This is a genomic window from bacterium, from assembly GCA_035945995.1.
GTDB lineage: Bacteria > Sysuimicrobiota > Sysuimicrobiia > Sysuimicrobiales > Segetimicrobiaceae > DASSJF01.
In genome coordinates, this window is sequence record DASYZR010000112.1 from 41,253 (window position 1) to 67,246 (window position 25,994).

Sequence of the window (25,994 nt, forward strand, 5' to 3'; positions counted from 1 at the left end):
GCGCGGACGTACCTACCGGCTCAGTGGACGAAGCCGATGCGCTGCGGCGGCCAGTAGATGAAAATCGCTTTGCCGATGATATTGGCACGCGGCACGTAGCCGAAGAACCGGCTGTCTTCGCTGTTGTTCCGGTTGTCGCCGAGAACAAAGTACTCACCGCGCGGGACGATCACCGGCCCGTAGTTGCCGAAATCCGGCTTGATGGTGTAGCTCTTCTCCGAAATGCGTTCACCATTGATGTAGACGACGCCTTCTTTGAGCAGCGCCCGATCGCCCGGCAATCCGATGATCCGCTTGACGAAGTCGCGCTGCGGGTTGAGCGGGTAGCGGAAGACGATCACGTCCCCGCGGGCGACGGGCTCCAAGCGGTACAGGAACTTGGCGACCAGGATCCGGTCGTTGATCATGAGCGTCGGCTCCATGGAGCCCGACGGAATGTAGAAGGCCTGGACGACAAAGGTGATGATGACCAAGCTGAGCACGGCGGCGAAGATGCAGGCATCGAGAGTTTCGACAATCGAGGTGCGGACGACCGGCGGAATCCGGTACGTGCGCTTGACGATCACCCGGGAGGCCACCAATAACGCCGACACCCCCAGAATCATCGAGGGGATGCTGAGGGACGCCACGCCTAGCGCTTCTCCTTGATCCGGCTCTCCCGGCCGATCTTCTCCCGCAGGTAGTAGAGCTTGGCGCGGCGTACGCGCCCTTTGCGGAGGATCTCGATCTTCTCGATGCGGGGAGAATGCAGCGGAAAGGTTCGCTCGACGCCGACGCCGTGGGAAACGCGGCGGACCGTGAACGCGGCCCGCAGCCCGCCGCCGCGGCGCCCGATCACGGTGCCCTCAAAGGCCTGGAGGCGGTCCCGCCCGCCCTCCGCGACCTTCATGTGGACCCGCACGGTGTCGCCGGCGCCGAACGGCGGCAACCCCGGCTTCAGTTGCTGCCGTTCGATCGCGTCGAGCCTCTCCATCCCACGACCCCCAGACGAAGTGACAGCGCATTATAGCACGCGTGCGTTCGTACCGTCACCCCTCGTCACCCGCGCCGTCGCCGGTACCTTGCGATCGCTCCGCCCGCAACTCCACGAGCCACGCGCGCGCCTCGTCGTCCAGTGCCGCCTCGTCGACCAGATCCGGGCGGCGGGCGAAGGTGCGGCGCAGCGCCTCGCGGCGCCGCCACCGGCGAATTTCCTCGTGGTGTCCGCTCAACAGGACCTGCGGGACGGGGTGCCCGGCAAGGTCGGCCGGACGGGTGTAGTGAGGATGGTCCAGCAGGCCCGCGGAGAACGAGTCCTCGCGGACCGACGCCTCCTCGCCGACGACGCCCGGGACCAACCGGCCCACGGCCTCGACGATCACCATCGCCGGCAGTTCGCCGCCGCTCAGGACGTAGTCGCCGATGCTGATTTCCTCCGCGCCGAGGATCGCGGCCACGCGTTCGTCCACCCCCTCGTAGCGCCCGCACAGGATCGTGAGCTGGGGGGACGAGGCGAGCGCCCGGGCCCGAGCCTGGGTGAACCGCCGCCCCTGCGGGCTCGTGAGCAGCACCGGCCCCCGCGCCGAGGGCGAGGCGGCGCGAATCGCGTCCGCGGCCCGCAAAAACGGCTCGGCCTTCATCACCATGCCCGCGCCGCCGCCGTACGGCGGCTCGTCCACGGTCCGGTGCCGGTCGTCCGCAAACCGGCGAAGGTCCCAGACGACGAGGTCCAGGAGGCCGCGCTGCCGGCCGCGGCCGATCACCCCGACGTCGAGCGGCCCCGGAAACACGTCCGGAAAGATCGTGACCACGTCGATGCGCATCACAGCCACTCCGGCGGCCGCACCACGAGCTCACCGGCCGCGAGGTCGACGGCCTCGATCACGCCTTCCACTGCCGGCACGAGGACCTCGCCCCCGCCGGACGTCCGGATGACGTAGACGTCGTTGCTGCCGGTCCGGAGGACGTCGACGACCTCCCCCAGCACCTCGCCGCCGGGGGTGCGGGCCCGCAGGCCCACAATCTGAAAGACATAGAATTCGCCGGGCGGCAGCGGCGCCGCCTCCGCGGCCGGGATCTCGATCGTCGCGCCGCGCAGGGCGGCGGCCTCCTCGACCGTGTCGATCCCGGCCAGCTTCATGGCCACGAAGCGGCCGGCCGGCTCAGCGGACTCCACCGCGAGCATCCGCGCGGCGCCCCCCTGCACGACCGCGACGCGCCGGAGGCGCGGCAGGCGCTCGGGGAAGTCCGTGACCGGCAGTACCCGGATCGCTCCGTGCAGGCCGTGCGGCCGCGTGACCTCGCCGACCACGATGAGGTCGCGCGGCGGGATCACCCGCCGCCGGGCGTGATCAACGTCGACGCGGCCGACGTGGCCGGCGCGCCCTCCCGGATCTCCATCACGATTCCGTCTTTCACGATGATCTCCGCGCGCGAGATCTTGTCGAACAGGTTGTCGCCGACGTTGACCTCGGCGACCCCTTCGATCGTGCCCTGCGTGAACTCTTCGTTGAGCTTGAGGTCCTGCGCTTCGCGCAGCCGGGCGGTCAGCTCCGCGCGCGCCGCGTCCTGCCGCGCCCGCTCGAGGTCGAGCTGCTGCCGGACGGCGCGCGACTGCGGCGAGACCTGCCGCTCGAGTTCGAAGCGCCGGGCCTGCACGTCGATCTGCTGGACCACCGCGTCGACGCGCTTGATGGCGTCTTCGAGATCGGCGACGTACAACCGTTTGAAGGCGTCGGTCACGATCGTCTTGATGAGGATCGGCCGCTGCACCGTAATCGACGGCATCACTGTCCTCCTCTTCGTTAGGGGCGCAGAATCTCCACGTTCACACGCTTGCCGCTTCCCGTCGCGGACGCGCGCGCCAATGTGCGAATCGCCTTGATGATCCGGCCGCCCCGCCCGATCAGCTTGCCGACGTCGTCCGCGGCCACCCGGACCTCGATCGTGGCCGTCTGCGGACCGTCGACGACCTGCACGTCGACCGCGTCGGGATGATCGACGAGGGACCGCGCCACGAGTTCGACGAGCGCCTTCACCGCGGCGCCTTGGCCCGGCTCTCTTCCCACTGGCGGAGCACGCCGGTCCGCTCGAGAATGACGCGGGCGGCGTCCGACGGCCGGGCCCCCTTGCGCAGCCACGCCAGGACCTTCTCGGTGTTCACCTGCATCGTCGACGGCTCGGTCCGCGGATTGTAGAACCCGACGCTGTCGAGATATTTGCCGCCGCGCGGGCTGCGGGAATCGGCGACCACCAGCCGGTAGAACGGCTGCCCCTTCGCTCCACGGCGGGTTAACCGGATCTTGACGCTCATGGCTCCCTCCCTCTCCTCGGGTTACGGGGCCGGCGGCGTCGGCAGCCTGCCGAGCCTTCCGGCGCGCCGGCCCATGCTCTCGAGCTGTTTCAACATCTTCTTCGCCTCCGTGAACTGCCGCAGCAACCGGTTGACCTCCTGAACGGAGGTGCCGCTGCCCCGCGCGATGCGCCGCCGGCGGCTGCCGTCGATCACCTCCGGGTGCCGGCGTTCGCCCGGGGTCATCGAGTTGATCATCGCCTCGATCCGCGTCAGCTGGCGCTCGTCAACCTCGCCGGCCGCATCCCCCGCCCGGCGGGCGTTCAGCCCCGGGATCATGCCCAGCACCTGATCCAGCGGCCCCATAGCCCGCACCTGACGGAGCTGCTTGGTGAAATCCTCGAGCGTGAAGTCGGCGCGGCGCAGCTTGCGCTCCATCTCCCGCGCCTCGTCCACCGTCACCTGTTCCTGCGCCTTCTCGATCAGGGTGAGGACGTCGCCCATGCCGAGAATCCGGGAGGCCATCCGGTCCGGATGGAACGCCTCGAGCGCCTCGAGCCGCTCGCCGGTCCCGACGTAGAGAATGGGGACGCCGAGCGTCGCCACCACGGACAGCGCGGCGCCGCCGCGCGCGTCGCCGTCGAGCTTCGTCAGAATCACGCCGTCGAGCGGCACCGCCCGGTGAAACCCCTCCGCCATCCGGACGGCGTCCTGGCCGGCCATGGCGTCGAGCACGAGGAGCGTGTAGTGGGGGGACACCGCCTCGCGGATGCGCGCGAGTTCGGCCACCAGGTCGCCGTCGACGTGCAGCCGGCCGGCGCTGTCGACGATGAGCGTGTCGGCCACCCGGTCCCGGCACACGGCGAGTGCCCGGCGCGCGACCGCGACGGCGTCCTCCCCGGGCTGGGGGGCCACGACCGGCACGCCGGCGCGCTCGCCGACGATCTCGAGCTGGCGCACGGCGGCCGGCCGCGAGAGATCCGCCGCGGCCAGGACCGGGTGCCGCCCCCGCTTCGCCAGGTGCACGGCCAGCTTGCCGGCCGTCGTGGTCTTGCCGGTACCGTGCAGGCCGGCGAGGAGAATCACGGTCGGAGGGTGCGGCGCCGGGGCGAGCGGGCGGTGCGTCTCGCCGAGGAGCCGCACGAGCTCGTCGTGGACGATCTGCACGACCTGCTGTCCCGGCGTGAGGCTCTTCCAGACCTCCTGCCCCACCGCCGCCTCGCGCACGCGACCGATGAAGTCACGCGCGAGCTTCACGTTGACGTCCGCCTCGAGCAGCACGAGCCGGATCTCCCGAAGCGCCTGATCGACGTCCGCCTCCGAGAGCGCCCCCCGTCCGCGCAGGCGATTGAGAATGCCGCCGAGCCGCGTCTGCAGCTGTTCAAACATCGCGGCCCTCGTAGACCCGAAATCCCCCGCCGCGCTCGATCTCGCTCACGCGTTCGAAGACCTCGTTCATGCACCGCGCGAGACTCCGCGCCCCCTGGCTCGTGCGGGCGACCAGATAGAAGCGGCCGGCGGGCGCCAGATGCGCGCGCGCATCCCGCACAAGCCGCACGACGGCGCTCCGGCCGGCCCGGATCGGCGGGTTGAGGAGGACGAGATCGAAGCGCATCGCATCGACCGGGGCGCACCCGTCCCCCGTCCGCACCTCGGCGTTCCGCACGCCGTTCTCGCGCACGTTCGCGGCGGCGAGCGCCGCGGCGCGCGGGTTGATGTCCACGAGCACGACGCGCGCCCGCGGCGCGCGGGCGGCGATGACCACGCCGACCGGGCCGTAGCCGCAGCCGAGATCCAGCACCGTCGCGGCGTCGCCCGGATCCACGGCCTCGAGCATCAGGCGCGTCCCGCGATCGACGCCGCCGCGCGAGAACACCCCGGCGGCGGTATGAAACCGGTATTCGCGTCCGCGGTCCTGAAACCGGACCACGCGCGGCCGTCCCGGGGGGTCCGGCGGCGCCGGGGAGAAGTAGTGCGACGCCGGCGCATCCCGCCGGCTAGTCCCGCGCAAGCGGGGCGACGCCGGCGCATCCCGCCGGCTAGTCCCGCGCAAGCGGGGCGACGTCGGCGCATCCCGCCGGCTAGTCCCGCGCAAGCGGGGCGACGCCGCCGCGGTCACACGATCTCCCGCAGCGCCCGCAACGCCCGCAGCAACGGGGCGGTGTCGGCGCCCGCGGCGGCGAGGCGGGCGGCTTCGTGCTCGACCGCGTCCAGCCGGACCGCCGCCGTGGTGCGGCTGCGGCCGTTCCGCCGGTGACCGGCGAGCACCCGCAGCCGCGCTTCGAGGTGCCGCATCTCGGTTGTCGCGCGCCGGAGGCCGTCGAACACCGCCTGCCGGCTGACCCGCAGGCGCCCGGCGATCTCCCCGAGCGAGAGGTCCTCGTGATAGTACATCCGCACCAGCAACTGCTGCCGCGCCGTGAGCAGACCGGCGTACGCGTCGAACAGCCCGATCACGGCGGTCCGATCATCGAGGGTGCGGACGCGGGGAGGTATCTTGTGTAAAGGCATAGTCCTTGACGCCATTATAGCACATCCCGCGGGCGCGGGACGGAAGCGCCGGAGCTTAAGCTTCGAGCAACGCCTCGACGAACGCGCGGGGATCGAACGGCTGGAGGTCGTCCATGCCTTCCCCGAACCCGACCAGCTTGACCGGCAGCCGCAGCTCGTCGGCGATCGCCACGGCGATCCCGCCGCGGGCCGTGCCGTCGAGCTTGGTCAGCACCACGCCCGTCACCGGCAGCGCCGCGGCGAACTGCCGCGCCTGCGCGATGCCGTTCTGGCCGGTCGTGGCATCCAGCACGAGAAGCGACTCGACGGAGGCCCCCGGCAGCTCACGCCGCAGCACGCGGTCGAGCTTCTTGAGCTCGTCCATGAGGTTCGTCTTGGTGTGGAGCCGGCCCGCCGTGTCCACGATCAGCACGTCGGTGTGGCGCGCCCGGGCGGCCTGCGCCGCGTCGTACACCACGGCGGCCGGATCGGAGCCCTCGGCGTGCCGCACCAGGTCCACGCCGGCGCGCTCCGTCCACACCTCCAACTGATCGATCGCGGCCGCCCGGAACGTGTCGGCGGCGGCGACGAGCACGCGGCGGCCGTCCGCGCGCAGCCGGTGGGCCAGCTTGCCGATCGTCGTCGTTTTGCCGGCCCCGTTCACCCCGAGCACCACGATGCCGGCCGGCGGCGGGTCGAGACGCAGCGGCGCCGGGTCTCCGAGCGTCGCGAGCACGACGTCGACGAGCGCCTGCCTGAGCCCCTCCGCGGTCCGTGCGGCCGCGCCGAGCTCGCCGGAGCGGGCACGATCCCGGAGCCGCGCGACGACGGTCTCGGTCGTGTGGACGCCGAGGTCGGCCCCGAGCAGGGCTTCCTCGAGATCCGCATAGAACGACTCGTCCACTTCGCGGCCGAGCAGGCCGTCGAGCTGCGCCGCGAGGGCCTGGCGCGTCTTCGCCAAGCCCTCGCGGAACCGGCCGAACCACCCGCCGCGTGCCATCAGGTCAGAACGCGTCGGGCAGCCCCGCCGTGCTCCAGTGCCGCCGAGATCAACTGCACGATCTGCTCCTCATCTGGGCGCGTCGGTCAGCCCCACCATGCTCCAGTGCCGTCCGGACCAACTGCACGATCTGCTACCCTACCGGCTGCTGCTCGCGCGCCGCTCCCTCCTCCAGCCGCACCGAGACGATGCGGGAGACGCCCGGCTCTTCCATCGTCACGCCGAACAGCACGTCGCACGCTTCCATGGTCGCCTTGTTGTGCGTGATGATGATGATCTGGGTCTGTGCCGCCAGTTCCTGGAGGATCTCGGCCACCTTGCGCGTGTTGGCCTCGTCGAGCGCCGCCTCGACTTCGTCGAAGACGCAGAACGGGCTGGGCCGGATCCGCAGCATCGCGAAGATGAGCGCGAGCGCCACCAGGACGCGCTCTCCGCCGCTGAGCGCGCCCAGGCTCCGCAGATTCTTTCCCGGGGGCTGCACGACGACGTCGATGCCCGGCTCGTCGCTGCCCTCGACTGCGACCAGGTCGAGCCCCCCGCGGCCGCCGCCGAACAGACGCACGAACAGCCCGCCGAACTCCTCGTTCACCGCGCGGAACGTCTCGTCGAACCGCTCCCGGATGACCGCTTCGAGGTCGCCGATCAGGCCGCGCAGCGCCGCCAGCGCCCCCACGACGTCCTGCTGCTGCCCGCGCAGCGCCTCAGCCCGGGCCGCCGCCGCGCGGTGCTCGTCGATCGCGATGAGGTTGACCGGCCCGAGGGCGGCGATCAGGCCGCGCAGCGCGTCGATGCGCCCGAGCGTCTCGTCGCGCTCGACCGTCTCCGGCACGGCGGCCGCCGCGCGGTCGAACGGCAGGCCGAACTCTTCTTCGATCCGGCGGCGTGCACTGCCGATCTCCGCGTCCACCTGCGCCTGCCGAAGCTCGACGCGGTGGGCGTCCTCGGCCAGCCCCTCCGCACGCCCCGCGGCCGCGGCGTGCTCGTGCTCCACCTCGGCGCGCCGGGCGGCCACCGCGGCGCGCTCCCCGTCGAGAGCTGCCAGCGCGCCTTCGAGCCGGGCGCCGTCCTCGGCGAGGGCCGCGCACCGGTCGCGGGCGGCGGCTTCCTCGGCCGCCAGCGCGGCGGCCTCGGCGTCGAGCCCGCTCACTTCCCCCTCCAGAGCGCGGCGGCGGACGTCGAGCGCCGCGACGCTTCGATCCACCTCGGCGATGCGCGCCTGCACGCCGGCGCGGCGGCCCTCCAGCTCGGTGATGGCAACGCGCCCGTCGGCAAGGGCGTCGCGGGCCGCGCGGACCGCGAGGGTGTGGTCGTGCAGCCGGGCCGCGAGGCCGGCGGCTTCACCGTCCAATCCCGCGATGCGCTGCTCGAGCGCCGCCGCCTCCGCCGCGAACCGATCGCGCCCGTGTTCCTGATCCCGGACGGCGTCTTCGGCCGCGCGCGCTTCCGCGACGAGCGCGGCCAGCTCTTCGTCGATCCGGCCGCGCTCCGCGTCGAGCAGCGTCAGCCGGCGCTCGGCCTCGCCGCGCCGGCCGGTCTCCTGCTCGATCGCATCACCGGCGCCGGCGACGGCGGAGGCCGTGGCACGCAGCCGTGTTGCGGCCGTGTCGATCCGTTCGGCGCACTCGCGCACGGCGGCCTCGAGCCGCTCGACGGCGGCACGGCCGTCGGCGATCTCGTCCGCCCGCCCCACGGCACCCGTGTGTCCCAGTGCGCGACGGCCGGTCGTCACGACTCCCGCCGGCAAGACGGCGTCGCCGGTCACGGTCACGATCCGGCCGGCGAACCCGGCGTCCCGGATTCGCACGGCGGCGTCCAGGTCGGCCGCCACGACGACGTCCGCCATCAGCGTCCGGATGGCCTCGGCGTCCTCGCCCGTCACGTCCACCTGGTCCAGCAGACGGCCCCGAAACCCGGGATCCGCCTGCGCCGGATCCGGCAGCGGCGGCGGAGTCCCCGGCCGGAGGAGTGCTGTCGGGAGAAACGCGATCTCTCCGGCGTCCTCGCCGAGCGCCCGGCGCAGCGCGCGCGCGCCTGCGACGGTCTCGACGATCAGCGCCGAAAGCGTCGGTCCCAACGCGGCCTCCACGGCCGGACGAAGCTCGCGGGACGCGTGCAGGCGCTCGGCGACGGTACCGCGCAACGCCGGGAACGCCGCGGGGTTCCGATGGTGCGCCAGCAGAAGATCCCGCGCCCCCGCATCGTACCCCCGGAACTGCGCGTGCGCTTCCTCGAGAAATCCGAGCCGGGAGCGCACCGTTTCCCGCTCGATCTCCACGCGGCGGAGCTCGGCCGCGAGCGCGTCGCGATGGGCCTCGCCCTGCTCGTGCTCGTCGCGCAGCGCGCGGAGCGCGCGCCGCCGGGCCTCGAGGGCGCCCGCGATCTGCTCGAGCTCGGCCCCGAGCGTGTCCCGGCGGGCGGCGACCTCGGCCGCCTGCCGGTGAAGGTGGCCGAGCCGGGCCGCGATCGCCGCGGCGCGGTCGAGATACGCGGCCACCCGCGCCTCGGCGGCGGCCAGATCGGTCTGGACACGGGCGCGTGCATCCCCAAGCACCCGCGCCTCCTCCCGGGCCTGGGCGACGCGCGCCTCGTCTCGGGCCGCGTCGTCCTCCAGGCTGCGCAGCGCCGCGTGCGCCGCCGCCACGTCCGCGCGGCGCCGTTCTTCCTCTACGGCCAGCGCCTGGGTCTGCAGATCCAGGCCGGCGCGTTCGCCGGCGAGGCCGTCCGCCTCGGCGCGATGGCGGGCGATCTCTGCCTCAGCCCGGGCCCGTTGCGCCGCCACGCCGCGGCCGCGCTCGACGAGCAGCCCGACCGCCGCGTCCTCCGCGGCCCGCCGCTCGGTCAGCCGCACGAGCGACCGCTGCGCGTCGTCCCACTCGCGACCGGCGTCCACCGCGCGCCGGTCCAGCGCCGTCCGTTCGGCGGCGAAGGCCGCGAGCGCCTGGTCAAGCTCCCGCCGTCGGCCCGCCAGCTGCTCGAGCTGGTCCCGTACGCGCTTCTGGGCGCGTGCGAGCCGCCGAACCTCCTCGACCTGAATCGCAAGCTCCAGTCCGCGCAGTTCGCGCGTATAGGCCTGGTACTGCCGCGCGGCTTCGGCCTGCGCCGCCAGGTGGTCGACCCGCGCGTCCTGCTCGGCCAGAATGTCCGCGACGCGCAGCAGCAACTGCTCGGCGGCGGCCATCCGCCGCTCCGCGTCGTGGCGCCGGCGCTTGAACTTGGCGAGTCCCGCGGCCTCCTCGAGGATCATCCGCCGCTCTTCCGGCGTCGCATCGAGCATCCGGTCGACCTCGCCCTGCGTGACCAGCGCGTAGGTGTGCCCGCCGAGCCCGGTTCCGAGAAACATTGTCTGAATATCCCGCAGCCGGCACGGAAGCGTATTGATGAAATAGCGGCTGTCCGCCGCGCGCATCGCCCGGCGCGCCACCGTCACCTCGGCGAACGCCAGCGGCGTCGGCGTCCCGTCGTCCCCATCGTCGAGCGGCATCATGAGCGTCCCGTCGCCGTTGTCGAGCACGAGCGTCACGTCCGCCATGGAGAGGGGCCGGCGGCGCTCGCTGCCGGCGAAGATGACGTCTTCGTTGCGGATGCCGCGGAGGGCGCGCAGGCTCCCCTCCCCGAGCGCCCAGCGGATCGCGTCGAAGATGTTGCTCTTGCCGCTGCCGTTCGGCCCGACGACCGCCGTCAGGCGCGGCGAGAACTCGAGCGCGGTCCGATCGGCGAACGTCTTGAACCCTGCGAGTTCGAGGCGCTTCAGCCGCACGTGCGTCCTCCCGTGGGCACCGGGTCAGGCGTGCCCGGATGCGCGAGCAGATCCTGGTACACGGCCACGAGCCGATCGGTCACGCGGCCGCGGTCGTAGTCGGCGGCCCCCTCACGGGCCGCCCGGCCGATGGCGCCCCGCCGGGCGGGCGCGGCCAGCAGGTCCCGGACGGCATCCGCGAACGCGCGCGCGTCCGGCGGCACGAGGCGGCCGGTCACCCCGTCGCGCAGCAGATCCGACGACGCGGGCGCCTGCACCGCCACGATCGCGCACCCCGCCGCCATTGCCTCCAGCACCGCGAGCCCCAGCGTCTCGGTCATCGACGGAAAGACGAAGAGGTCGGCGGCCGCGAGGACGTCCGCCACCGCGGCTGGCGTCTGCGTACCGGCGAAGACGGTCCGCGCGCCGATGCCGCGACGCCGCGCCTCGGCATCGAGGAGCGCACGCTCCGGACCGTCGCCGACGAGCAGCAGCCAGACGTCCGCGGGCAGCGTCTCGAGCGCGGCGAGCAGCAGCGGAACGTTCTTTTCCCGGGCGAGCCGGCCGACGAAGACGAGGAGCGACGCCCCGGGGGGCAGGCCGAACCGCGCGCGGATCGCCGAGGCGGACCGCGTGTCGGCGGCGGAGGACCGCCCGTCGGACGCCGCGCCCGGCGTGAACGCCGCGACGTCGATGCCCATGCTCGGCACGACCGCAATGCGCGTCCGCACCCCCGACTCGCGCAGCAACGCGGCGATCGACGGCACGGGCGCCAGCACGCAGTCGCACCGGTTGCAGTACGCGATGGTGTAGGCGCTCACCAACGGCCGCGCGAGATCGCCGAGCACGGGGGTGTAGTGCGCGTAGTCCGCGTATCGCGTATGGTAGGTGAACAGGACGGGCCGGCCGAGCCCCCGCGCCACCCACCATCCCATCCCGCCGACCAGAAACGGCGACTGGCTGTGGACGAGGTCGAGCCCGAGGCTCCGCACCGTGCGCAGCGACCGGCTTGGGTACGGGACGGCCAGCGGAAAATCCGGGTGGCCCGGGGGCGTGACGGACGGCACCCGCACGACCTCCGGGTCACGGTCCTGATATCCCGGGTACGCCGGCGCGATGATGGACACGCGGTGGCCGCGCGCGCGGAGTTGCTGCGCCGATTCCGCCACGGCCCGCACCACGCCGCTGGTGCGAGGGAGATACGAGTCGGTAAAGAGCCCGACGTGCACCTACGCGCCGTCCGCCTCGCCGCGCGCCCGCGCCTGCTCGTCGAGGAAGGCCAGCAGCGCCGACAGCCGAAAGCGCCGCTGTCCTCCTTCGGTCCGAAGACAGGGCACCTTGCCCTGGTCGGTGTACCGCCGGATCGTCGCCTTGCTCAAGTTCAGCACGGCAGCCGCCTCGTGAAGCGTAAGTTCGGGATCGAGCAGCCGCCGGATAATTTCTTCCCGGCTCTCTGTGATCGGCCGGCGGCCGCCGCGCCCGCGCGCGCGGGGACCGAGCTCCATCGGCAGGGCGCCCTGGTCGAGCCCTGCCCTGAGCCTCCGCCGCACCGCCTCCGCATGCGCTTCCGCGTCTAGGGCCGCCCTGGAGGGCTGCCGGCGGTCAACCCGCCCCGCGGCCACCGCCGCGCCGACCAGAACGTCGGCCGGCTCGGGGGCGCCGGGCGGCACGGCCTCGCGGTGTCCTTTCACAGCACCCCTCAGCCGCCCCGGACCAAGCGAACCCGGAGTGTCGGAGGGTGCCGTCGGGAGGGAAACGTGCATCTGCCGCTCGAGGTAACGGTACCAGTCCCGCAACGTTTGCGCCATTGGCTGCTCCGATGAATGCTGCGTAAGTTATCCGGCGTTAAATATCCCCCGCCCATTCGAGAGAGGCGAGGGAAATCCTGCCAAACCGGAGCTCGGGATCTCGCCAAGGGCACCTTAGTCGTGACCGCGGCCGAGGTGGACCCGCAGCGCGTGACTCGCCAGGTCGCGGGTCACCGTCTCGGCCACCAGCCGCCCGCAGGCGAGCAGGGCCTCCTGATCGATCCCGGTGTGAATTCCCATCCCGAGCAGCATGTGGTTGGTATCGTCCGTGGCGATGTTGCCCGTGGCCCCCGGGGCGAACGGACAGCCGCCGAGGCCGCCGATGGCGGCGTCGAACGTCGTGACGCCGGCGTCCAGCCCTGCCAGCACGTTGGCGAGACCCATGCCGCGTGTGTCGTGAAGGTGCAGCGTGAGGCGCGCGCCGGGATGGCGGCCCGCAAGGCGCGTCACGGCTTCCGAGACCTGCACGGGTGTCGCAACACCGATCGTGTCGCCCAGGCTGATGGCGATGATCCCGAGGCCGATCGCGTGCGCGACGATCCGTTCCACCGCGGCCCAGGGTACCTCGCCGCTGTAGGGGCAGCCGAACGCCACGGCGATCCCGGCCTCGACCGACGCGCCCGGAACGGTCCCGGCGGTGCGCGCGATGGCGGACAACTGCTCGAGCGACTGTTCCACCGTCATCCGCACGTTCGCCGTATTGAACGCGTCGGTCGCCCCGATCACGACGGTCACGTGCCGGATGCCGGCGGCGAGCGCGCGTTCCAGCCCCCGCAGGTTGGGCACAAGGGCGGACGCGCGCAGGGCGGGCAACTCGAGGGCCGCACGGGCGACCTCGTCGGCATCGGCGAACTGCGGGACGGCCGTCGGCGAGACAAACGACGTGACTTCGATCTCCCGGAGTCCGGCGTCGTAGAGGGCCCGGATGACGCGGAGTTTTGTCTCGGTTGGGATCACCCGGCCGACGAGCTGGAAGCCGTCGCGGGGCCCGACTTCGACGATCGTGGCGGCCGGCGGAACACGCATCAAATCACTCCGCGGGCCCGGAGGCCCTCGAGGTCCGCCCCGCTCAGGCCGAGCAGGCCGCCGTACACCTCGGCGTTGTGCTCGCCTTGACGCGGACCGGTCCAGACGATCCGGCCCGGAGTCCGGCTGAAGACGGGCACCACGCCCGGCTGGGCGAGCGGCCCCACGTCGGGATCGTCGATCTCCACCACGGCGCCTCGCGCGCGGAACTGCGGGTCCGCAGCGACGCCCGCGATGTCATACACCGGGCCGGCCGGCACGCCGTGCGCGGCGAGGAGGTCGTTCAGGGGTCCGAGATCGTGCTGCGCCGTCCACGCCCCCACCGCTGCGTCAAGCTCGGCCTGCCGTCGCCCGCGGCCCTGGTCGTGGGCGAGGTCCGGATCGGCGAGCCATTCCTCGCGGTGCATCAACGCGGCGAGCCGGCGAAAAACGTTGTCGTTGTTGGCCCCGATCACGATGTACTGTCCGTCGCGTGTCGGATAGATGCTGCTCGGCGCCACGCCGGGCAACCCCGTCCCGTGCCGCCCGGCGACCTGCCCCAGTTTTTGATACGCGGCGACGAGGTCGTCGAGCAGGCTGAACGTGGCTTCGGTCAGGGCGACATCGATCTCCTGACCCCGCCCGCTCACGGTCCGTTCGCGCACCGCCGCCATCGCCGCGAATGCGCCGTACAGACCGGCGACCGTGTCGGCAAGGGCAAAGCCCACGCGCGTCGGCGGCCGGTCGGGATAGCCGGTCAGGAAGCGAACACCGGAGAGCGCTTCGGCCACCCCGCCGAATCCCGCCCGATCGCGATACGGACCGGTCTGCCCGTACCCGCTGATGCGCACCATGATGAGGCCGGAATTCAGAGCCTGGGCCTGCGCGTATCCCAGCCCCCATCGCTCGAGCACGCCGGGACGAAAGTTCTCCACGACGATGTCCGCGACGGCGTACAGGCGCCGCGCGATCGCCTGCCCGTCCGGCGCGTGGAGATCGAGGGTCACGGCACGCTTGTTGCGGTTCATGGTCTTCCATAGAAGTGAGTGCCCGCGGTACTGACTCCGCCACCCCCGAACCGGATCCCCTCGGCCCGGCTGTTCGACCTTGATGACGTCGGCGCCGAAGTCCGCGAGGATCCGCGCGCAGAACGGACCGGCGATCATGTTGCCGAAATCGAGGACCCGCAGGCCCCGCAGAGGACCGGTGCCCGTGCCGGGCGGGGCCTCGGGGGTGATGCTCATCCGGCGGCGGTCACCCGGCGGCGGGGCGGTGCCCGACGACCCCGGCCTCCCGGAGCCCCGCGATCTCGGCCGGGGCGTACCCCGCCTGCCGCAGAACGTCATCGGTGTGCTCGCCGAGCAACGGCGGCACGCGGCGAATCTCGCCGGGTGTCTCGGAGAGTTTGATCGGGATGCCGAGCAGTTTGACGGTTCCGTGCACGGGGTGCGGCCGCTCCTGCAGCATGCCGTTGTGCAAGACTTGGGGATCGGAGAAGACCTCCGCGAGGTTGTAGATCGGTCCGCACGCCACGTCCCGCTCATTGAGGTAGCGCACCCAGTCGGCGCTCGTCCGGGCCCGGAACACCTCGGTCAGGATGTCGTTGAGGGCGGGACGGTTCGCCACGCGGTCGTTGCCGGTCGCAAAGCGCGGGTCGTCCGGGAGATCGGGCCGGCCGATCGCCTCGCACAGCCGCCGCCAGATGACCTCGTTCCCGGCGCACAGATTGAAGGGCCCGTCTTTAGCCTGGTACACGCCGAAGGGAGAGGCGAGCGGATGGTGGTTGCCGGCGACGCCGGGCGGCGTGCCGGTCTCGAAGTACATGCCGGCGCTCCACGTCAGGAGCGACACCATGGAGTCGAGGATCGACACGTACACGTCCTGTCCGCGGCCGGTCCGTTCGCGGGCGAGCAGCGCGTACAGCACGCCGCGGCACGCGGTCATCGCGCAGTAAAGGTCGGCGAGCGCGATCCCGGCGCGTGTCGGTCCGGTGGCCTCCTGCCCCGTGATGCTCATGAAGCCCGACATGCCCTGGCCGACCTGGTCGAAGCCCGGGCGGTCGCGGTAGGGACCGGTCCGGCCGAACCCCGTCACGGCGCAGTAGATGAGCCGCGGGTTGCCTTCGCGCAGCGTGCCCGCGCCGAATCCGAGGCGCTCCATCACCCCGGGGCGAAAATTCTCGATCACCACGTCGGCCCGCCGCGCCAGCCGCAGGACGATTTCCCGGCCCGCCGGCTTGGTGACATCGATCGTGATGCTCCGTTTGCTGCGGTTCGCGCCGGCGAAGAAGTAGCTGTTGCCGACGAGATCGGGACGGAGCGTCTGACTGCGGGAATGGTCGCCGTCGAGCGGCTCGATCTTGACGACGTCGGCCCCGAAGTCGCCCAGCTCCTGCGTGCAGAACGGCCCGGCGAGAAACCGCGTCAGGTCCACCACCCGAATGCCATCGAGCGGCCCCATCGCTAGCGGCCCTCGAACCGGGCCGGCCGGCGCGCCAAAAAGGCCCGCACGCCTTCCCGGTAGTCGATGCTCTCGTACGCCGCTTCGACGAATGCGGCGATGTCGCGATCGGTCATCGTCCCCTCCCCCGCCAGGTGTTGGAGCATCGCCTTGGCGCCTTGCTGCGACAGCGGCGCCTGCTGGGCGAGTCCGCGGGCGTACGCGTAGGTTTCCCGGTCCAATTCTTCCGGCGCGTAGACCCGGTTGACCAGGCCCATCGCGAGCGCCTCGTCGGCCTCGAGGAGACGGCCGCTGAACAAGAGGTCACGCGCCCGGCTGGGTCCGACGGCGGCCGCGAGACGCCGCGTCGCCCCAAGCCCGTACACGATCCCGAGCCGCGCCGCCGTGATGCCGAACCGCCCCGTCTGTCCCGCCCACCGCAGGTCGCAGGCCAGCGCGATCTCCAGGCCGCCGCCGACGCAAAACCCGTGGATCATGGCGATCGTCGGCTTCGGAAGATCCGCGAGCGCGCGCTCCGCCGTCGCCACGAGCGCGCTGTAGGCCCGCGCGGACGCCGCGCCGCTCCGGACGTGCTCGAACTCGGAGATGTCGGCGCCGGAGGCAAACGCCTCATCGCCCGCCCCGCGGACGACGACCGCGCGCACGCCGGGATCGGCGGCGAGCGGCGCCAGCACGCCCGGCAGCGCCTCCCACATCGCGACGGTAACCGCGTTGTGCTTCTCCGGACGGTTCAGCGTGACGGTGGCGACGGGCCCATCGCGCCGTACCAGCAGCTCGTCCATGCGACCGGCTCCTTCCCGTGGCGGCGACACTTCAGGTTCTCCTCCGGCGCACGCGTTCCCCGCCGTTCGCGTGGTCATGCCGACGGCGTGAGCCGGGACCCCGAATGCGTCACGTCCGATTGTGCGCGGCCCGCGCCGGGTGCTACAATCAAGAATGCGCGTCGGGGAGTAGCGCAGCTTGGTAGCGCGCAGCGTTCGGGACGCTGAGGCCGAGGGTTCAAGTCCCTCCTCCCCGACCAGTTCACCGGCGACAGAATCTCCACAATCTCTCCGCCACGGATCCATGACACGTCCACGGACGTCCCTCAGACTATGAACACGAGACACAGAGGCGAGGTCCGGCCGGCCGCACGACCGCCGACGCGCGAAAGGAGAGCTTCACATGCCAAGGTTTGTCGAAATGGACGACAGAACGACGCTGCGGGCGCAGATGGAACAGAAATCTGGTACTGTGATCCTCATCAATGAATTCACGGTGGAACCGGAAGACGAGGAACAATTCTTGAAGGCGTGGGCGGCGGACGCCGCTCTCATGAAGCGGCAGCCCGGGTTCATTTCCACACAGCTGCACAGGGGCATCGGCGGCAGCCGCGTGTTCGTGAATTACGCGGTGTGGGAATCCGCGGCGGACTTCAAACAAGCGTTTAACAACCCTGAGTTCCAGGCGAAGATGAAGGATTATCCGCGAGACACCGCGGCCTCGCCCCACCTGTTCCAGAAAGTCGCCGTGGCCCGGATTTGCCTGGGTTGATGCGCAGGAGTGACGCTCGGTGACGTCCCGGCGACGCTTCGCTTGGGGGCTCGCGATAGCCGTCGCGCTCAGCGCGGGCCGCCCGGGCGGACTCGCCGGAGGGGCTCGCGCCGCGCTGGCAAACGTGCCTCAATCCATTACCATTACCGCCCGCGCCTGCGGACGCGAACGCTGGAATGTGAAGACCCTCACCGACCCTGCCGCGGCGCAGGTCGACCTCACGCCGATCCCGTCCACTATCGAGGCACTCCGCGCCCTGCCCATGCCCGGGCCAATCCTGTTCGGCACCCCCAGGCTCTCTCAGGAACGGCACAGTTACGCGGTGGCGGCGCAGCTGCTGTGGGACAAGCTCGAAGCGGACGGCGACTTCCACGTCGTGATCGCCGGCCAGAGCGGGGCGACGATGATCGCCGAAATCCCCGATCCGGGCTGCGCCGCGGGGTCCGCAATCGGCACGACTCTTGCCCGGGTCCGCGGGGAGTTCGTTGCCAAGTTCGGGGCGCCGAGCCCCGAGCGATTCGAGCGGGTTCGCGGCACGGCGCGCGTCCGGATCACCGGGGTATTATTTTTCGACGTGCTCCACGGCCAGCGGGGCGTCGCGCCAAACGGCGTCGAGCTCCACCCCGTGCTCGGTCTGTGAGCGGTTACTCCGGAGCGCCGTGGCCGGAGGCGACGCGCAGCACGCCGCGCACGATGTCGCGGAACGCCTCGTCGTAGTTGCCGCCCCTGACGCCCCACGCGTACTCGACGCCGCGCCAGCGCATTCGCCACGCTCCGACCCAGCCGGGGAGCGCTTCCTGGAATTCGAGCGTACCCGCGACGCGCGCCCCGGCCGTCGCGGTCGTCGCGGGAAGGACCGGGGAGTGCCCCGCGCGGATGCCCCAGGCGGCGAACTCGGCTTCGGTCGGGAAGCGCACCGTCATGTCGAAGGCGCGGGCCGCGTCGGCGAAGGCGGCCCGTTGCTCAATGCCGGCCGGGCTCTCGGCGCTCAGCAGATAGGACGCGGTCCCGAAGCGCACCGCGAGCACCGGTACCACCACCGGCCGCGTCCCGCGCCAGGGCCGCTCGCCCAAATCCGCCAAGGCCCTGTCGATTCGCGCCGGGACGAACTTCACCGTGAGATTGTAGGGGCGATCGCGGGTGCCCTGTTCGTCGTGAATAGGTCTCCCGGCCATCCGATCCACGTACGAGAACGACGCCACCCACCTGCCCGCACGCGCGGCCAATGCGGCGACGCGCGCATCGTCGCGCAACCGCGGTTCGCCGGAGACGTTTACGAGAACCGCGCGTAATGCCTGCGCGAACCCGAACGGGCGGCTCCGCGTGTCGTAGCCGGTAACGATGACCGTCGCCTGGTAGAGCTCGCTTCGCTGCTGTGCTCCGCCGGAGCGGGGGGCGGCCGCGACTGAGAGCATGACGAGGACCAACGCGACCGCACGCCACCGGCGCCTCGCGCGCCACTCCGTCATCGGCCGGTTCATCCCTCCGCCGTCCTCAAGGCGCGGGTGCATGCGTGTCACTCCGGAGCGCCGTGGCCGGATGCGACGCGCACCACGCCGCTCACGAGATCGCGAAACGCCTCGTCGTAGTTGCCGCCCTTGATGCCCCACGCGTAGTCGACGCCGCGCCAGCGCATTCGCCAGGCCCCGACCCAGCCGGGGAGCGCCTCCTGGAATTCGAGCGTACCCGCGACCGGCGCCTGGTCCGTGGCCGTCGTGCCGGGAAGCACAGGGAACGGCCCCGTGGCGACGCCCCAAGCGGCGAACTCGGCCTCGGTCGGAAAGCGCACCGTCATGTAGAAATCACCGGCGACGTCGGCGAAGGCTTGGCGCTGCGACGCCCCCGCCGGATTTTCGGCGCTCAGCAGATACGACGCCGCCGCGCCACGCACCCTGAGCACCGGCACGATCACCGGCCGCTGCCCCCGCCAGGGCCGTTCGCCCAGATCCGCCAACACTTTATCGATCATCGCTGGGACGAAATGCACGGTGAGGTTGAACGGCCGATCGTACGTTCCCTGGTCGTCGTGATGGTGGTACGCGGCGAGTTGATCGACATAGTCAAAGGATCCGACGAACAGGTTCGCCTCCGCGGCCAGCCTGTCGACCCGCGGATCGCGCGACAGCCGCGGCTCCCCGGAGACCTTCACGAGGACCGCACGCAGGCATCGCGCGAATCCGATCGGGCGGCTGCGCCTGTCGGAGCCCGTGACGACGGCGGTCGCCTTATACAAACCGCTCATCTCTTGCGCCCCGCCGGATCGGGGGGCGGCGGCGAGTGCGACAGAGAGCATGACAACAACCAATGCGGATGCACGGCACCGGCGCGTCGCTGGCCACTCCGCCATCGCCTTGTCTCCCCTCCTTCCTCGATTAACCAGTTATCTCGTCACATAGGTTACGGCGAACCATGCAAGAATTCAAGATGGTCCCATAACCGACAAACCTGTTTATGGTGCGGCATCCGGGAGGGACGTGAGGAGGATGGAGCATGGAGCCGGGGCGACGCCGGCCGGCACCTGGGACGCTGCGCCTGCTTCAACAATTCATCAACACCTACAACATCGAGCGAGAACACCTCGGACTGCGCACGGAGGAGTTCGCTTCACCAGCCGACCTCCGCCGCTGGCTGGTGAAGCACGCCTTGCTGGCCCGGAGCGCGCGCGTCCGGGCAGCCGAGGTCGGACGTGTCCAGGAGGTTCGCGAGGCGCTCCGCCGCCTCTTGCGGGCGCACAACGGCGGGCCGAGGGATTCGACCGCCGTGGGGGTGCTGAACCGTCTCGCGCGGGACGCGCGCCTGGCGGTCCGCCTCCGGCAGGATGGCCAGATGCGGCTCGAATCGGACGCGCCGGGCGTCATCGGAGCGCTCGGCCGGCTCGTGGCGGCGGCGTTTATGGCGCAGATCGAGGGGACGTGGCCGCGGCTGAAGGCGTGCCGGAGGTGCCACTGGGCCTTCTACGACCACTCAAAGAATCGGTCGGGACGATGGTGCGTGATGTCCATCTGCGGGAACCGAACGAAGGCTCACGCCTATCGCTCGCGCCATCGCGGGCGCTGAGTGCCGGCCTTGGATGCGGAGTCTCCGCGGCAGAGACTTGGATTAGTCGCGACCGCCTTCCCGTTCGACGGCCTGCGCGGCGGCGCTCCGTGCCGGCGCGGGCTCGACGCGGTTCCGGCCGCCCCGCTTGGCGGAGTACAGGGCGGCGTCGGCGCGCGCGAACATCGTCTCGGGCGTGTCGCCCCGCTCGTACACCGTGACCCCGAAGCTGGCCGTCACCCACGCCCGGTCGCGCGCCATGGGGCGCCCGTGAAGCGACAGGCGGAGCTCGTCGGCGAGACGCGTCGCCTCGGGCAGAGCGGTTCCGGGAGCCAAGATCAGAAACTCCTCCCCGCCCAACCGCCCGACGAAGTCCGTGGCCCGCAACCGCCGCTGTGTGGAGCTGGCCACGGCGACCAGTACCCGGTCCCCCGCCTGGTGCCCGTACACGTCGTTGATCTCCTTGAAATTGTCCAGGTCGAACTCGATCACGGCCAGGGGCAGTCCAAATCGCGCGGCCAGCGCAATCTCCCGGGTCAGCTCCATCATCAGGCTTCGCCGGTTGGGCAACTCGGTCAGCGGATCGGTGAGGGCCATCGTCTCCATCACGTGCTGGGCGGCCCGCGACGCCGCAAACTGGTCGCGGAGCCGGGCCGCCTCGGCGAGCAGCACAGTCGCAGCGAGGCTGGCCAGGAGGAGCGGTCCCGTTACGTTCAGCGTGCCGACCAGCGCCGCGGGGCCCCGCACGATCCCGAACACTACTTCCGGTGCCGCAAGCGCGGCATAATACGCGATGACGATGGCCCGGAGGTTCGCCCCCGCGTCAAACAGCACCCACCCCGCGATGAGCAGGACCGGCGCCCACGATGTGGCGGCCGCGACATCGGGGCTCCCACCGGCGAGGGCCGCGCGCGTGAAGAGCACGATCCCGAGTTCCGCCGCGAGATAGGTCAACGCGATGACGGCGACCGCCATGCCGACGCCCGCCCGAATCGATGGGTTGCGCGCGGTGACGACGGCGCACCACAGAAACCCGACCGCCGCGGCGAGACCCAGGATCTGCTCCGGCGATCCGGAGCGCCCCCCGACCGCCGGGATCAGGGCGGACAAGCTCGCCAGGCCCGCAATCGTCGGAAGCGCCCTCCGCGGCGGCTCCCGGCGGGCGTCGCGCCCTTCCCCCTCATTCATACTCCCGCACCGCTTGTCGTCCCCAACGACCCCTATCGTCTGACCGTCGCCGGCGTTCTGAGAGAGCGTGGGCAAAAGACAATCTGCGGATCACGCGTCGGCGGCCTCGTTCCGCGTATGCGCCCGGGTGTGGCTCACGGTTGCGATGGTTTTCTGCCCACGCTCGAGTCGTCGTAGACTTCCGCCACCCATGCCCCGGCCGACCAGGAGACCGTTTTGCGATGCGCAAAGGAGTTACTGGGGATCACCGATGGCGGAGCGATTTTTCAGGGCCGCGGCGCTTGCAGGGGAGCTGCACCTTGTCGATCTCTCCGATTGGGATGACTGGGACTCGACGAAAGTGCAGTATCGAGACGAGGCGGAAGTGCGCTGGCTCATGCGCACCGGGGCGAGCGAGCGCCGCATCGTCCGTACGGCCGCCGAGCTCGACGCCGTCATCGCCGACTCGGCGTCTCCGCGCGGCATTTACCTTTACGTCAGCGAAGCCCTCATCCAGGAGACCAAACGTCGGTGGGAGGAACTAAAGGGGAAGCACCACCGGTAGCGTGCGGCCGTCCTCTACCATGAGATCGCCGGGCGTCTCCCAGGCAGCGCACCGAGACGGACGCGCCGGGCGGTGGTCCGCCGGGGAGACGACCGTGGAGGGAGCACCCCGGACGACTCCGGTTGCGGCATGTCAGTGTCTTCGTCGCGGGCATCTTCGACGCCGGGGGCACGCGAATCTTCGCCTGCAGTGTCCCGGGTCGACGCCGCCTCTCCCGGCGCGGCCGGGCCGGTGGACGGACGCCGCACCCGCACCGCCTTCGGCCGCCCATCCTTGCCCGGGCCGACCTCGAAGGTTACCTGTTCCCCGGCCTCCAGCGATCTCAGCCCCGTGCCCTCGATGTCGCTGTAGTGCACGAAGAAGTTGTGATCCAGTTCCGCGCACTCGATGAATCCCCAGCCGTGCTCGAACCGGGACACGACCCCGACATACCGGCGCCCGTGTTCGGCGCCCACGTCCTTGGCACTCTGCGGACGCGAAGTGTTCACATCGTGGATCCCGAGATGGTCGCACAGAGCCGCCAGCAGCCGTTCAATCCGATCCAATTGCGTCGCCATCCTACAACCTCCATGCGAAGTCGCCCAGGGCATGAACCCGGATAGGCCTGTGCGAGCTCATGCCCGGGGCATTTCAGGCGGCCGCGAATACCGGCCCAAATCAACATCATCCGCTTCCGCTGCGGTCAACGAAACGATCAGCGCGGTTGTTCCCGGCGGTTCCGGGCGGACTACCGGTCAGCCCGTCCTAACGCGGGGGACCTAGACGACGAAGAAAGGGAGGCCCGGCATGCCTAGAACCACGCTTTCAGCTGCGGCCGCCGAAGTCGCCCGCCGCGATGCGGTCATGGCCAAACTCATGAAGCGGACGGGTCTCTTCCGCCTGCCCAGGCCCGCCGGCGACCGCTTCGCCGCTCTCGCCGAGAGCATCCTCTACCAGCAGCTGGCGGGGGCGGCGGCGGCCGCGATCCACCGGCGATTCGTCGCCTTGTTCGACGGGGACCTCTCTCCGGAAGCCGTCCTTGCCCTCCCTCGGAAGAAGCTTCGCGCCGCCGGGCTCTCCGGCGGCAAGGTCGCCTCGATCCGAGATCTCGCCGCGAAGGTGGCCGACGGCGCCGTCCCGCTTCAGCGGATCGGCAGGCTCCCCGACGAGGACATTATCACGCGTCTGTCGGTCGTCCGCGGCATCGGGCGGTGGACCGCCGAGATGTTCCTCATCTTCCAGTTGCGCCGGCTTGACGTGTGGCCGGTCGAGGACTATGGGGTTCGCAAGGGCTACGCGCTGGCCTACGGCCTGCGGGACCTCCTGACGCCAAAACAGCTCCAGGCCGAGGGCGACCGGTTCCGGCCCTACCGGACGGTGGCGGCTTGGTATTGCTGGCAGGCCGCCCGCGAACAACGACGACCGCAGCGCTGACCATCGTCCGGCCCCGCCCACCGGCCAACGCAGGACCGCAGGAGCGCCCGTCAAAGATCACGCCATGCTTACGCATGCAGTCGTCTGGATCGATCACAACGAGGCCCGCGTCTTTCACGTTCAACCGGAGACTCCCGGCCACGTGCAGCCGGAGCCGGTCGACGAAACGACGATCCTGTCTCCGCAGCACCTGATCCACCGGCATCCCAAGGGGCGGGGCGAGGCCAAAGAGCACCCCGAGGATGCCACGAGGTTCTTTCACGAGGTCGCGCGATCAGTGGATAGCGTCGATACCGTGCTCGTCGTGGGGCCCGCGTCGGCGAAGCTCGAATTTCTCAAGTACCTGCAAGGCCACGACGAGAAACTCCACGCAAAGGTCGCCGGGATTGAAACCGTGGATCACCCGACCGACAGAGAAATCGTCGCCTACGCGAGGAAGTACTTCAAGGGGAGCGATCGGATGTGAGACCCGGCACACGCGCCGGGCGCTGACTCAATCAACCGCCACGAACACGTCATCCCCCTGGACCCGCACGCGATACGCGGCGACGGGTCTCCGCGCGGGACCCGCCACGACGTGCCCCGAGGTCACGTCGAACTGGCTGCCGTGCCACGGGCACGTGACCGTGGTGCCTTCGAGGGATCCCTGTCCGAGAGGCCCGCCCAGATGCGTGCACTCGTTTGCGACCGCGTAGAAGGTACCGCCGACATTGAAGACCGCGATCGCCTTGCCTTCTGCGGACACCACGGTCCCCGTCCCCGGCGCCACCTGACCGACTTGGGTCACCTTCACCTCCGCCATGCGAGCACCCCTCCAACCGGCGTATTAGGCGTCCGCCGCGTCCTCCAGGAACGTCGCGGACGGCACGAAGAAGAGCGTCCCGGTGACGGCCCGACTGAAATCCAACAACCGGTCGTAGTTCCCCGGCGGCCGCCCGACAAACATGTTCTCCAGCATCTGCTCGGTCCGGTGAGGCGACCGGGCATAGCCGATGAAGTACGTGCCGAACTCACCCTTCGCCGCCTCGCCGAAGGGCATGTTGTCACGGAGGATTTCGAGCGGTTTTCCGTCTTCCGTGATCGTCGTCAATGCATTGTGCGCCGACGTGGGTTTTGCGGCATCGTCGAGCTCGATGTCGGAGAGCTTCGTCCGGCCGACAATGCGCTCCTGCGCCTCCGTCGGCAGCGCGTTCCACCGGCGCAGATCGTGGAGATACTTTTGGACGATCACATAGCTGCCGCCGGCGAACGCGGCGTCTTCGTCGGCGATGATCGTGGCCTCGACCGCCGCCTGGTCGGTGGGGTTCTCCGTCCCGTCGACGAAACCGATGAGGTCCCGGTCGTCGAAGTAACGAAAGCCGTGCACTTCGTCCACGGGGGAGACCGCGTCGCCGAGCCGCGCCATGATCTGCATTGCCAGCTCGAAGCAGAGGTCCATCCGCTTGGCGCGGATATGGAAGAGGATGTCGCCCGGTGTGGCAACGGCGACGTGAGGCCGGCCGTGGATCTCGCGGAACGGATGGAGGTCTCTCGGCCGCGGCGGCCCGAACAGCCGGTCCCAGGCATCGGAGCCGAACCCCATCACGCATGATAGGTGGCCTTCCAGGTCGCGGAATCCAACCGCGCGCAGGAGCGCGGACAGGTCTCCGCACAGCGAGCGCACGGCTGCCCGGTTGTCGGCTCCCGGGTTCACCGTCACAACCAGAAAGATGGCGGCGCGCGTCAACGGCGCGATCACGAGTTGCGGAACGCCGCGTGTCATGCTTCTGCACCACCCGAAATCATGCGGGACGCGTCGGCTGAAGAGGACTTCCGTCTTCACGCCCACACTCCTCCAACCCAAGGTGTTCTCGCGGAGTCGCACCGTCATCGCCGGCGCGCACGGTCTCGCCGGGGGAATCGGGCCGGGACGCCACGAACGATCGCGTGGATGCGTTGGAGACCGGCGCTCAACCCGCAAGGGTCCGATCGCACGGCTCGGAATCTCACGGTGCGTTCAGGAGGTGCCACAGTGTCGGCGGACGCCAATACCGCGGTCGTCATGCGATGGATCGAGGAGGCCGTGAACAAAGGGAACCTCGCCGTGGCGGACGAGATCGTCGCCGCGGACTGCATTGAGCACGTGCCCGGACCTGGATTGGCGCCCGGCCGTGAAGGCGCGAAGCAGCGCGTGGCGGGGTTCCGTGCCGCGTTCCCGGATCTCCGCGTGACGGTCGAGGACACCGTCGCCGCGGGAGATCGAGTCGTCACCCGGTGGGCCGCGCGGGGAACGCACTCGGGACCGCTGATGGGCATCCCGCCCACGAACAAACCGGCGGCGTGGGTCTCCATTCACATCAACCGCGTCGTCGACGGGCAGATCCAGGAAGACTGGCACGCCTCGGATCTGCTCGGCGTGCTGCGACAGCTGGGAATCTTCCCTCCGCCCGCCCCGACGCGGTGACGTCCCGCACGGTCGGCGGGCGAAGGGGACTCGCGGCGACCGGCGACTATGCCGCGCCATGCTTCCC

The 25,994-nt window shown here is 70.7% G+C and carries 31 protein-coding genes and 1 tRNA gene; 8 read left to right on the forward strand and 24 right to left on the reverse strand.

Annotated features, from left to right (window positions below; translation table 11 throughout):
• Positions 1-20 precede the first annotated feature (20 nt).
• From lepB to VGZ23_12775, 18 genes are all read right to left on the reverse strand, one after another.
• Entirely contained in the window at positions 21-629 is a 609-nt protein-coding gene (gene lepB, locus VGZ23_12690; GenBank protein HEV2358446.1) for a signal peptidase I, read from the reverse strand.
• A gap of 2 nt (positions 630-631) precedes the next feature.
• The gene (rplS, locus tag VGZ23_12695) at positions 632-973 is read right to left on the reverse strand and encodes a 50S ribosomal protein L19 (protein HEV2358447.1); all 342 of its coding nucleotides are present in this window, start codon (positions 971-973) and stop codon (positions 632-634) included.
• Between the two features lie 55 nt (positions 974-1,028).
• Positions 1,029-1,802 (reverse strand): tRNA (guanosine(37)-N1)-methyltransferase TrmD, encoded by a 774-nt coding sequence (gene trmD / locus VGZ23_12700; protein ID HEV2358448.1) that lies wholly within the window; start codon positions 1,800-1,802, stop codon positions 1,029-1,031.
• On the reverse strand, positions 1,802-2,314 hold the full coding sequence (rimM, locus tag VGZ23_12705) for a ribosome maturation factor RimM (GenBank protein ID HEV2358449.1): 513 nt from the start codon (positions 2,312-2,314) through the stop codon (positions 1,802-1,804). The genes trmD and rimM overlap by 1 nt, the downstream gene beginning before the upstream one ends.
• Positions 2,311-2,766: a YlqD family protein gene (locus VGZ23_12710; GenBank protein HEV2358450.1), complete on the reverse strand. Its 456-nt coding sequence runs from the start codon at positions 2,764-2,766 to the stop codon at positions 2,311-2,313. Before VGZ23_12710 ends, rimM begins: the two co-directional genes overlap by 4 nt.
• Positions 2,767-2,783: 17 nt before the next feature.
• The gene (locus VGZ23_12715; protein ID HEV2358451.1) at positions 2,784-3,017 is read right to left on the reverse strand and encodes a KH domain-containing protein; all 234 of its coding nucleotides are present in this window, start codon (positions 3,015-3,017) and stop codon (positions 2,784-2,786) included.
• A complete protein-coding gene (gene rpsP / locus VGZ23_12720) occupies positions 3,014-3,292 on the reverse strand; it encodes a 30S ribosomal protein S16 (protein ID HEV2358452.1) in 279 nt (92 codons plus the stop codon). The genes VGZ23_12715 and rpsP overlap by 4 nt, the downstream gene beginning before the upstream one ends.
• Before the next feature lie 21 nt (positions 3,293-3,313).
• Positions 3,314-4,660 carry a signal recognition particle protein gene (gene ffh, locus VGZ23_12725; protein HEV2358453.1) on the reverse strand — a complete coding sequence of 449 codons (1,347 nt, stop codon included), beginning with the start codon at positions 4,658-4,660 and terminating at the stop codon, positions 3,314-3,316.
• Positions 4,653-5,201, reverse strand: coding sequence for a class I SAM-dependent methyltransferase (locus VGZ23_12730; protein HEV2358454.1), 549 nt, complete (start codon positions 5,199-5,201; stop codon positions 4,653-4,655). Before VGZ23_12730 ends, ffh begins: the two co-directional genes overlap by 8 nt.
• Before the next feature lie 185 nt (positions 5,202-5,386).
• Positions 5,387-5,782: a sigma factor-like helix-turn-helix DNA-binding protein gene (locus tag VGZ23_12735; protein HEV2358455.1), complete on the reverse strand. Its 396-nt coding sequence runs from the start codon at positions 5,780-5,782 to the stop codon at positions 5,387-5,389.
• Positions 5,783-5,837: 55 nt separating this feature from the next.
• The gene (ftsY, locus tag VGZ23_12740; GenBank protein ID HEV2358456.1) at positions 5,838-6,761 is read right to left on the reverse strand and encodes a signal recognition particle-docking protein FtsY; all 924 of its coding nucleotides are present in this window, start codon (positions 6,759-6,761) and stop codon (positions 5,838-5,840) included.
• 133 nt (positions 6,762-6,894) lie between these two features.
• Positions 6,895-10,518: a chromosome segregation protein SMC gene (gene smc / locus VGZ23_12745; GenBank protein HEV2358457.1), complete on the reverse strand. Its 3,624-nt coding sequence runs from the start codon at positions 10,516-10,518 to the stop codon at positions 6,895-6,897.
• Entirely contained in the window at positions 10,509-11,726 is a 1,218-nt protein-coding gene (locus tag VGZ23_12750) for a glycosyltransferase (protein ID HEV2358458.1), read from the reverse strand. The genes smc and VGZ23_12750 overlap by 10 nt, the downstream gene beginning before the upstream one ends.
• Positions 11,727-12,188: a helix-turn-helix domain-containing protein gene (locus VGZ23_12755; GenBank protein ID HEV2358459.1), complete on the reverse strand. Its 462-nt coding sequence runs from the start codon at positions 12,186-12,188 to the stop codon at positions 11,727-11,729. It lies immediately after the preceding gene.
• A 231-nt stretch (positions 12,189-12,419) separates the two neighbouring features.
• On the reverse strand, positions 12,420-13,331 hold the full coding sequence (locus tag VGZ23_12760; GenBank protein ID HEV2358460.1) for a hydroxymethylglutaryl-CoA lyase: 912 nt from the start codon (positions 13,329-13,331) through the stop codon (positions 12,420-12,422).
• Positions 13,331-14,554, reverse strand: a complete 1,224-nt coding sequence (locus tag VGZ23_12765; GenBank protein HEV2358461.1) for a CoA transferase — start codon at positions 14,552-14,554, stop codon at positions 13,331-13,333. The genes VGZ23_12760 and VGZ23_12765 overlap by 1 nt, the downstream gene beginning before the upstream one ends.
• A 10-nt stretch (positions 14,555-14,564) precedes the next feature.
• On the reverse strand, positions 14,565-15,770 hold the full coding sequence (locus VGZ23_12770; protein ID HEV2358462.1) for a CoA transferase: 1,206 nt from the start codon (positions 15,768-15,770) through the stop codon (positions 14,565-14,567).
• A 2-nt stretch (positions 15,771-15,772) separates the two neighbouring features.
• Complete coding sequence (locus tag VGZ23_12775) at positions 15,773-16,552, reverse strand: enoyl-CoA hydratase (GenBank protein ID HEV2358463.1); 780 nt, start codon at positions 16,550-16,552, stop codon at positions 15,773-15,775.
• A gap of 162 nt (positions 16,553-16,714) precedes the next feature.
• Between VGZ23_12775 and VGZ23_12780 the strand changes: the two genes are divergently transcribed.
• From VGZ23_12780 to VGZ23_12790, 3 genes are all read left to right on the forward strand, one after another.
• Positions 16,715-16,791, forward strand: a tRNA-Pro gene (locus VGZ23_12780).
• Between the two features lie 143 nt (positions 16,792-16,934).
• Complete coding sequence (locus VGZ23_12785) at positions 16,935-17,303, forward strand: antibiotic biosynthesis monooxygenase family protein (GenBank protein ID HEV2358464.1); 369 nt, start codon at positions 16,935-16,937, stop codon at positions 17,301-17,303.
• 19 nt (positions 17,304-17,322) lie between these two features.
• A complete protein-coding gene (locus tag VGZ23_12790) occupies positions 17,323-17,943 on the forward strand; it encodes a hypothetical protein (protein HEV2358465.1) in 621 nt (206 codons plus the stop codon).
• Positions 17,944-17,947: 4 nt separating this feature from the next.
• Here VGZ23_12790 and VGZ23_12795 read toward each other — a convergent pair whose 3' ends face one another.
• Both VGZ23_12795 and VGZ23_12800 read right to left on the reverse strand, forming a co-directional pair.
• A complete protein-coding gene (locus VGZ23_12795; GenBank protein HEV2358466.1) occupies positions 17,948-18,814 on the reverse strand; it encodes a DUF2066 domain-containing protein in 867 nt (288 codons plus the stop codon).
• Positions 18,815-18,819: 5 nt separating this feature from the next.
• On the reverse strand, positions 18,820-19,545 hold the full coding sequence (locus tag VGZ23_12800) for a DUF2066 domain-containing protein (protein HEV2358467.1): 726 nt from the start codon (positions 19,543-19,545) through the stop codon (positions 18,820-18,822).
• Positions 19,546-19,793: 248 nt separating this feature from the next.
• Between VGZ23_12800 and VGZ23_12805 the strand changes: the two genes are divergently transcribed.
• The gene (locus VGZ23_12805) at positions 19,794-20,360 is read left to right on the forward strand and encodes an ABATE domain-containing protein (protein ID HEV2358468.1); all 567 of its coding nucleotides are present in this window, start codon (positions 19,794-19,796) and stop codon (positions 20,358-20,360) included.
• Between the two features lie 42 nt (positions 20,361-20,402).
• Here the strand turns inward: VGZ23_12805 and VGZ23_12810 are convergent, their stop codons facing one another.
• Positions 20,403-21,527 carry a GGDEF domain-containing protein gene (locus VGZ23_12810; protein ID HEV2358469.1) on the reverse strand — a complete coding sequence of 375 codons (1,125 nt, stop codon included), beginning with the start codon at positions 21,525-21,527 and terminating at the stop codon, positions 20,403-20,405.
• A 250-nt stretch (positions 21,528-21,777) separates the two neighbouring features.
• Here VGZ23_12810 and VGZ23_12815 point away from each other — a divergent pair, with 250 nt between their 5' ends.
• Positions 21,778-22,071, forward strand: a complete 294-nt coding sequence (locus tag VGZ23_12815; GenBank protein HEV2358470.1) for a hypothetical protein — start codon at positions 21,778-21,780, stop codon at positions 22,069-22,071.
• 14 nt (positions 22,072-22,085) lie between these two features.
• On the opposite strand, the gene VGZ23_12820 is transcribed toward VGZ23_12815, so the two are convergent.
• The gene (locus VGZ23_12820) at positions 22,086-22,628 is read right to left on the reverse strand and encodes a cold shock domain-containing protein (protein ID HEV2358471.1); all 543 of its coding nucleotides are present in this window, start codon (positions 22,626-22,628) and stop codon (positions 22,086-22,088) included.
• A 229-nt stretch (positions 22,629-22,857) separates the two neighbouring features.
• Between VGZ23_12820 and VGZ23_12825 the strand changes: the two genes are divergently transcribed.
• The gene (locus VGZ23_12825; protein HEV2358472.1) at positions 22,858-23,484 is read left to right on the forward strand and encodes a DNA-3-methyladenine glycosylase 2 family protein; all 627 of its coding nucleotides are present in this window, start codon (positions 22,858-22,860) and stop codon (positions 23,482-23,484) included.
• Between the two features lie 64 nt (positions 23,485-23,548).
• Positions 23,549-23,950, forward strand: coding sequence for a translational machinery protein (locus tag VGZ23_12830; protein ID HEV2358473.1), 402 nt, complete (start codon positions 23,549-23,551; stop codon positions 23,948-23,950).
• Positions 23,951-23,977: 27 nt separating this feature from the next.
• Here the strand turns inward: VGZ23_12830 and VGZ23_12835 are convergent, their stop codons facing one another.
• On the reverse strand, positions 23,978-24,286 hold the full coding sequence (locus tag VGZ23_12835; protein ID HEV2358474.1) for a non-heme iron oxygenase ferredoxin subunit: 309 nt from the start codon (positions 24,284-24,286) through the stop codon (positions 23,978-23,980).
• 24 nt (positions 24,287-24,310) lie between these two features.
• A complete protein-coding gene (locus VGZ23_12840; protein HEV2358475.1) occupies positions 24,311-25,246 on the reverse strand; it encodes a Dyp-type peroxidase in 936 nt (311 codons plus the stop codon).
• 249 nt (positions 25,247-25,495) lie between these two features.
• On the opposite strand from VGZ23_12840, the gene VGZ23_12845 reads away from it, so the two are divergent.
• On the forward strand, positions 25,496-25,927 hold the full coding sequence (locus VGZ23_12845; GenBank protein ID HEV2358476.1) for an ester cyclase: 432 nt from the start codon (positions 25,496-25,498) through the stop codon (positions 25,925-25,927).
• The last annotated feature ends 67 nt before the right edge of the window (positions 25,928-25,994 follow it).

What these genes read in the sequence shown, in the direction of transcription:
- trmD (HEV2358448.1), bottom strand. Translation starts at nt 1,802, where the DNA reads ATGCGCATCGACGTGGTCACGATCTTTCCGGACGTGTTTCCGGGGCCG.
- VGZ23_12765 (HEV2358461.1), bottom strand. Translation starts at nt 14,554, where the DNA reads ATGAGCATCACCCCCGAGGCCCCGCCCGGCACGGGCACCGGTCCTCTG.
- VGZ23_12785 (HEV2358464.1), top strand. Translation starts at nt 16,935, where the DNA reads ATGCCAAGGTTTGTCGAAATGGACGACAGAACGACGCTGCGGGCGCAG.
- VGZ23_12835 (HEV2358474.1), bottom strand. Translation starts at nt 24,286, where the DNA reads ATGGCGGAGGTGAAGGTGACCCAAGTCGGTCAGGTGGCGCCGGGGACG.
- ftsY (HEV2358456.1), bottom strand. Translation starts at nt 6,761, where the DNA reads ATGGCACGCGGCGGGTGGTTCGGCCGGTTCCGCGAGGGCTTGGCGAAG.
- VGZ23_12810 (HEV2358469.1), bottom strand. Translation starts at nt 21,527, where the DNA reads ATGAATGAGGGGGAAGGGCGCGACGCCCGCCGGGAGCCGCCGCGGAGG.
- VGZ23_12710 (HEV2358450.1), bottom strand. Translation starts at nt 2,766, where the DNA reads ATGCCGTCGATTACGGTGCAGCGGCCGATCCTCATCAAGACGATCGTG.
- VGZ23_12815 (HEV2358470.1), top strand. Translation starts at nt 21,778, where the DNA reads ATGGCGGAGCGATTTTTCAGGGCCGCGGCGCTTGCAGGGGAGCTGCAC.
- VGZ23_12770 (HEV2358462.1), bottom strand. Translation starts at nt 15,770, where the DNA reads ATGGGGCCGCTCGATGGCATTCGGGTGGTGGACCTGACGCGGTTTCTC.
- VGZ23_12840 (HEV2358475.1), bottom strand. Translation starts at nt 25,246, where the DNA reads ATGACACGCGGCGTTCCGCAACTCGTGATCGCGCCGTTGACGCGCGCC.
- rpsP (HEV2358452.1), bottom strand. Translation starts at nt 3,292, where the DNA reads ATGAGCGTCAAGATCCGGTTAACCCGCCGTGGAGCGAAGGGGCAGCCG.
- VGZ23_12830 (HEV2358473.1), top strand. Translation starts at nt 23,549, where the DNA reads ATGCTTACGCATGCAGTCGTCTGGATCGATCACAACGAGGCCCGCGTC.
- VGZ23_12805 (HEV2358468.1), top strand. Translation starts at nt 19,794, where the DNA reads ATGGAGCCGGGGCGACGCCGGCCGGCACCTGGGACGCTGCGCCTGCTT.
- VGZ23_12775 (HEV2358463.1), bottom strand. Translation starts at nt 16,552, where the DNA reads ATGGACGAGCTGCTGGTACGGCGCGATGGGCCCGTCGCCACCGTCACG.
- VGZ23_12760 (HEV2358460.1), bottom strand. Translation starts at nt 13,331, where the DNA reads ATGCGTGTTCCGCCGGCCGCCACGATCGTCGAAGTCGGGCCCCGCGAC.
- VGZ23_12795 (HEV2358466.1), bottom strand. Translation starts at nt 18,814, where the DNA reads ATGCACCCGCGCCTTGAGGACGGCGGAGGGATGAACCGGCCGATGACG.
- VGZ23_12825 (HEV2358472.1), top strand. Translation starts at nt 22,858, where the DNA reads ATGCCTAGAACCACGCTTTCAGCTGCGGCCGCCGAAGTCGCCCGCCGC.
- VGZ23_12735 (HEV2358455.1), bottom strand. Translation starts at nt 5,782, where the DNA reads ATGCCTTTACACAAGATACCTCCCCGCGTCCGCACCCTCGATGATCGG.
- ffh (HEV2358453.1), bottom strand. Translation starts at nt 4,660, where the DNA reads ATGTTTGAACAGCTGCAGACGCGGCTCGGCGGCATTCTCAATCGCCTG.
- VGZ23_12820 (HEV2358471.1), bottom strand. Translation starts at nt 22,628, where the DNA reads ATGGCGACGCAATTGGATCGGATTGAACGGCTGCTGGCGGCTCTGTGC.
- rplS (HEV2358447.1), bottom strand. Translation starts at nt 973, where the DNA reads ATGGAGAGGCTCGACGCGATCGAACGGCAGCAACTGAAGCCGGGGTTG.
- VGZ23_12800 (HEV2358467.1), bottom strand. Translation starts at nt 19,545, where the DNA reads ATGAGCGGTTTGTATAAGGCGACCGCCGTCGTCACGGGCTCCGACAGG.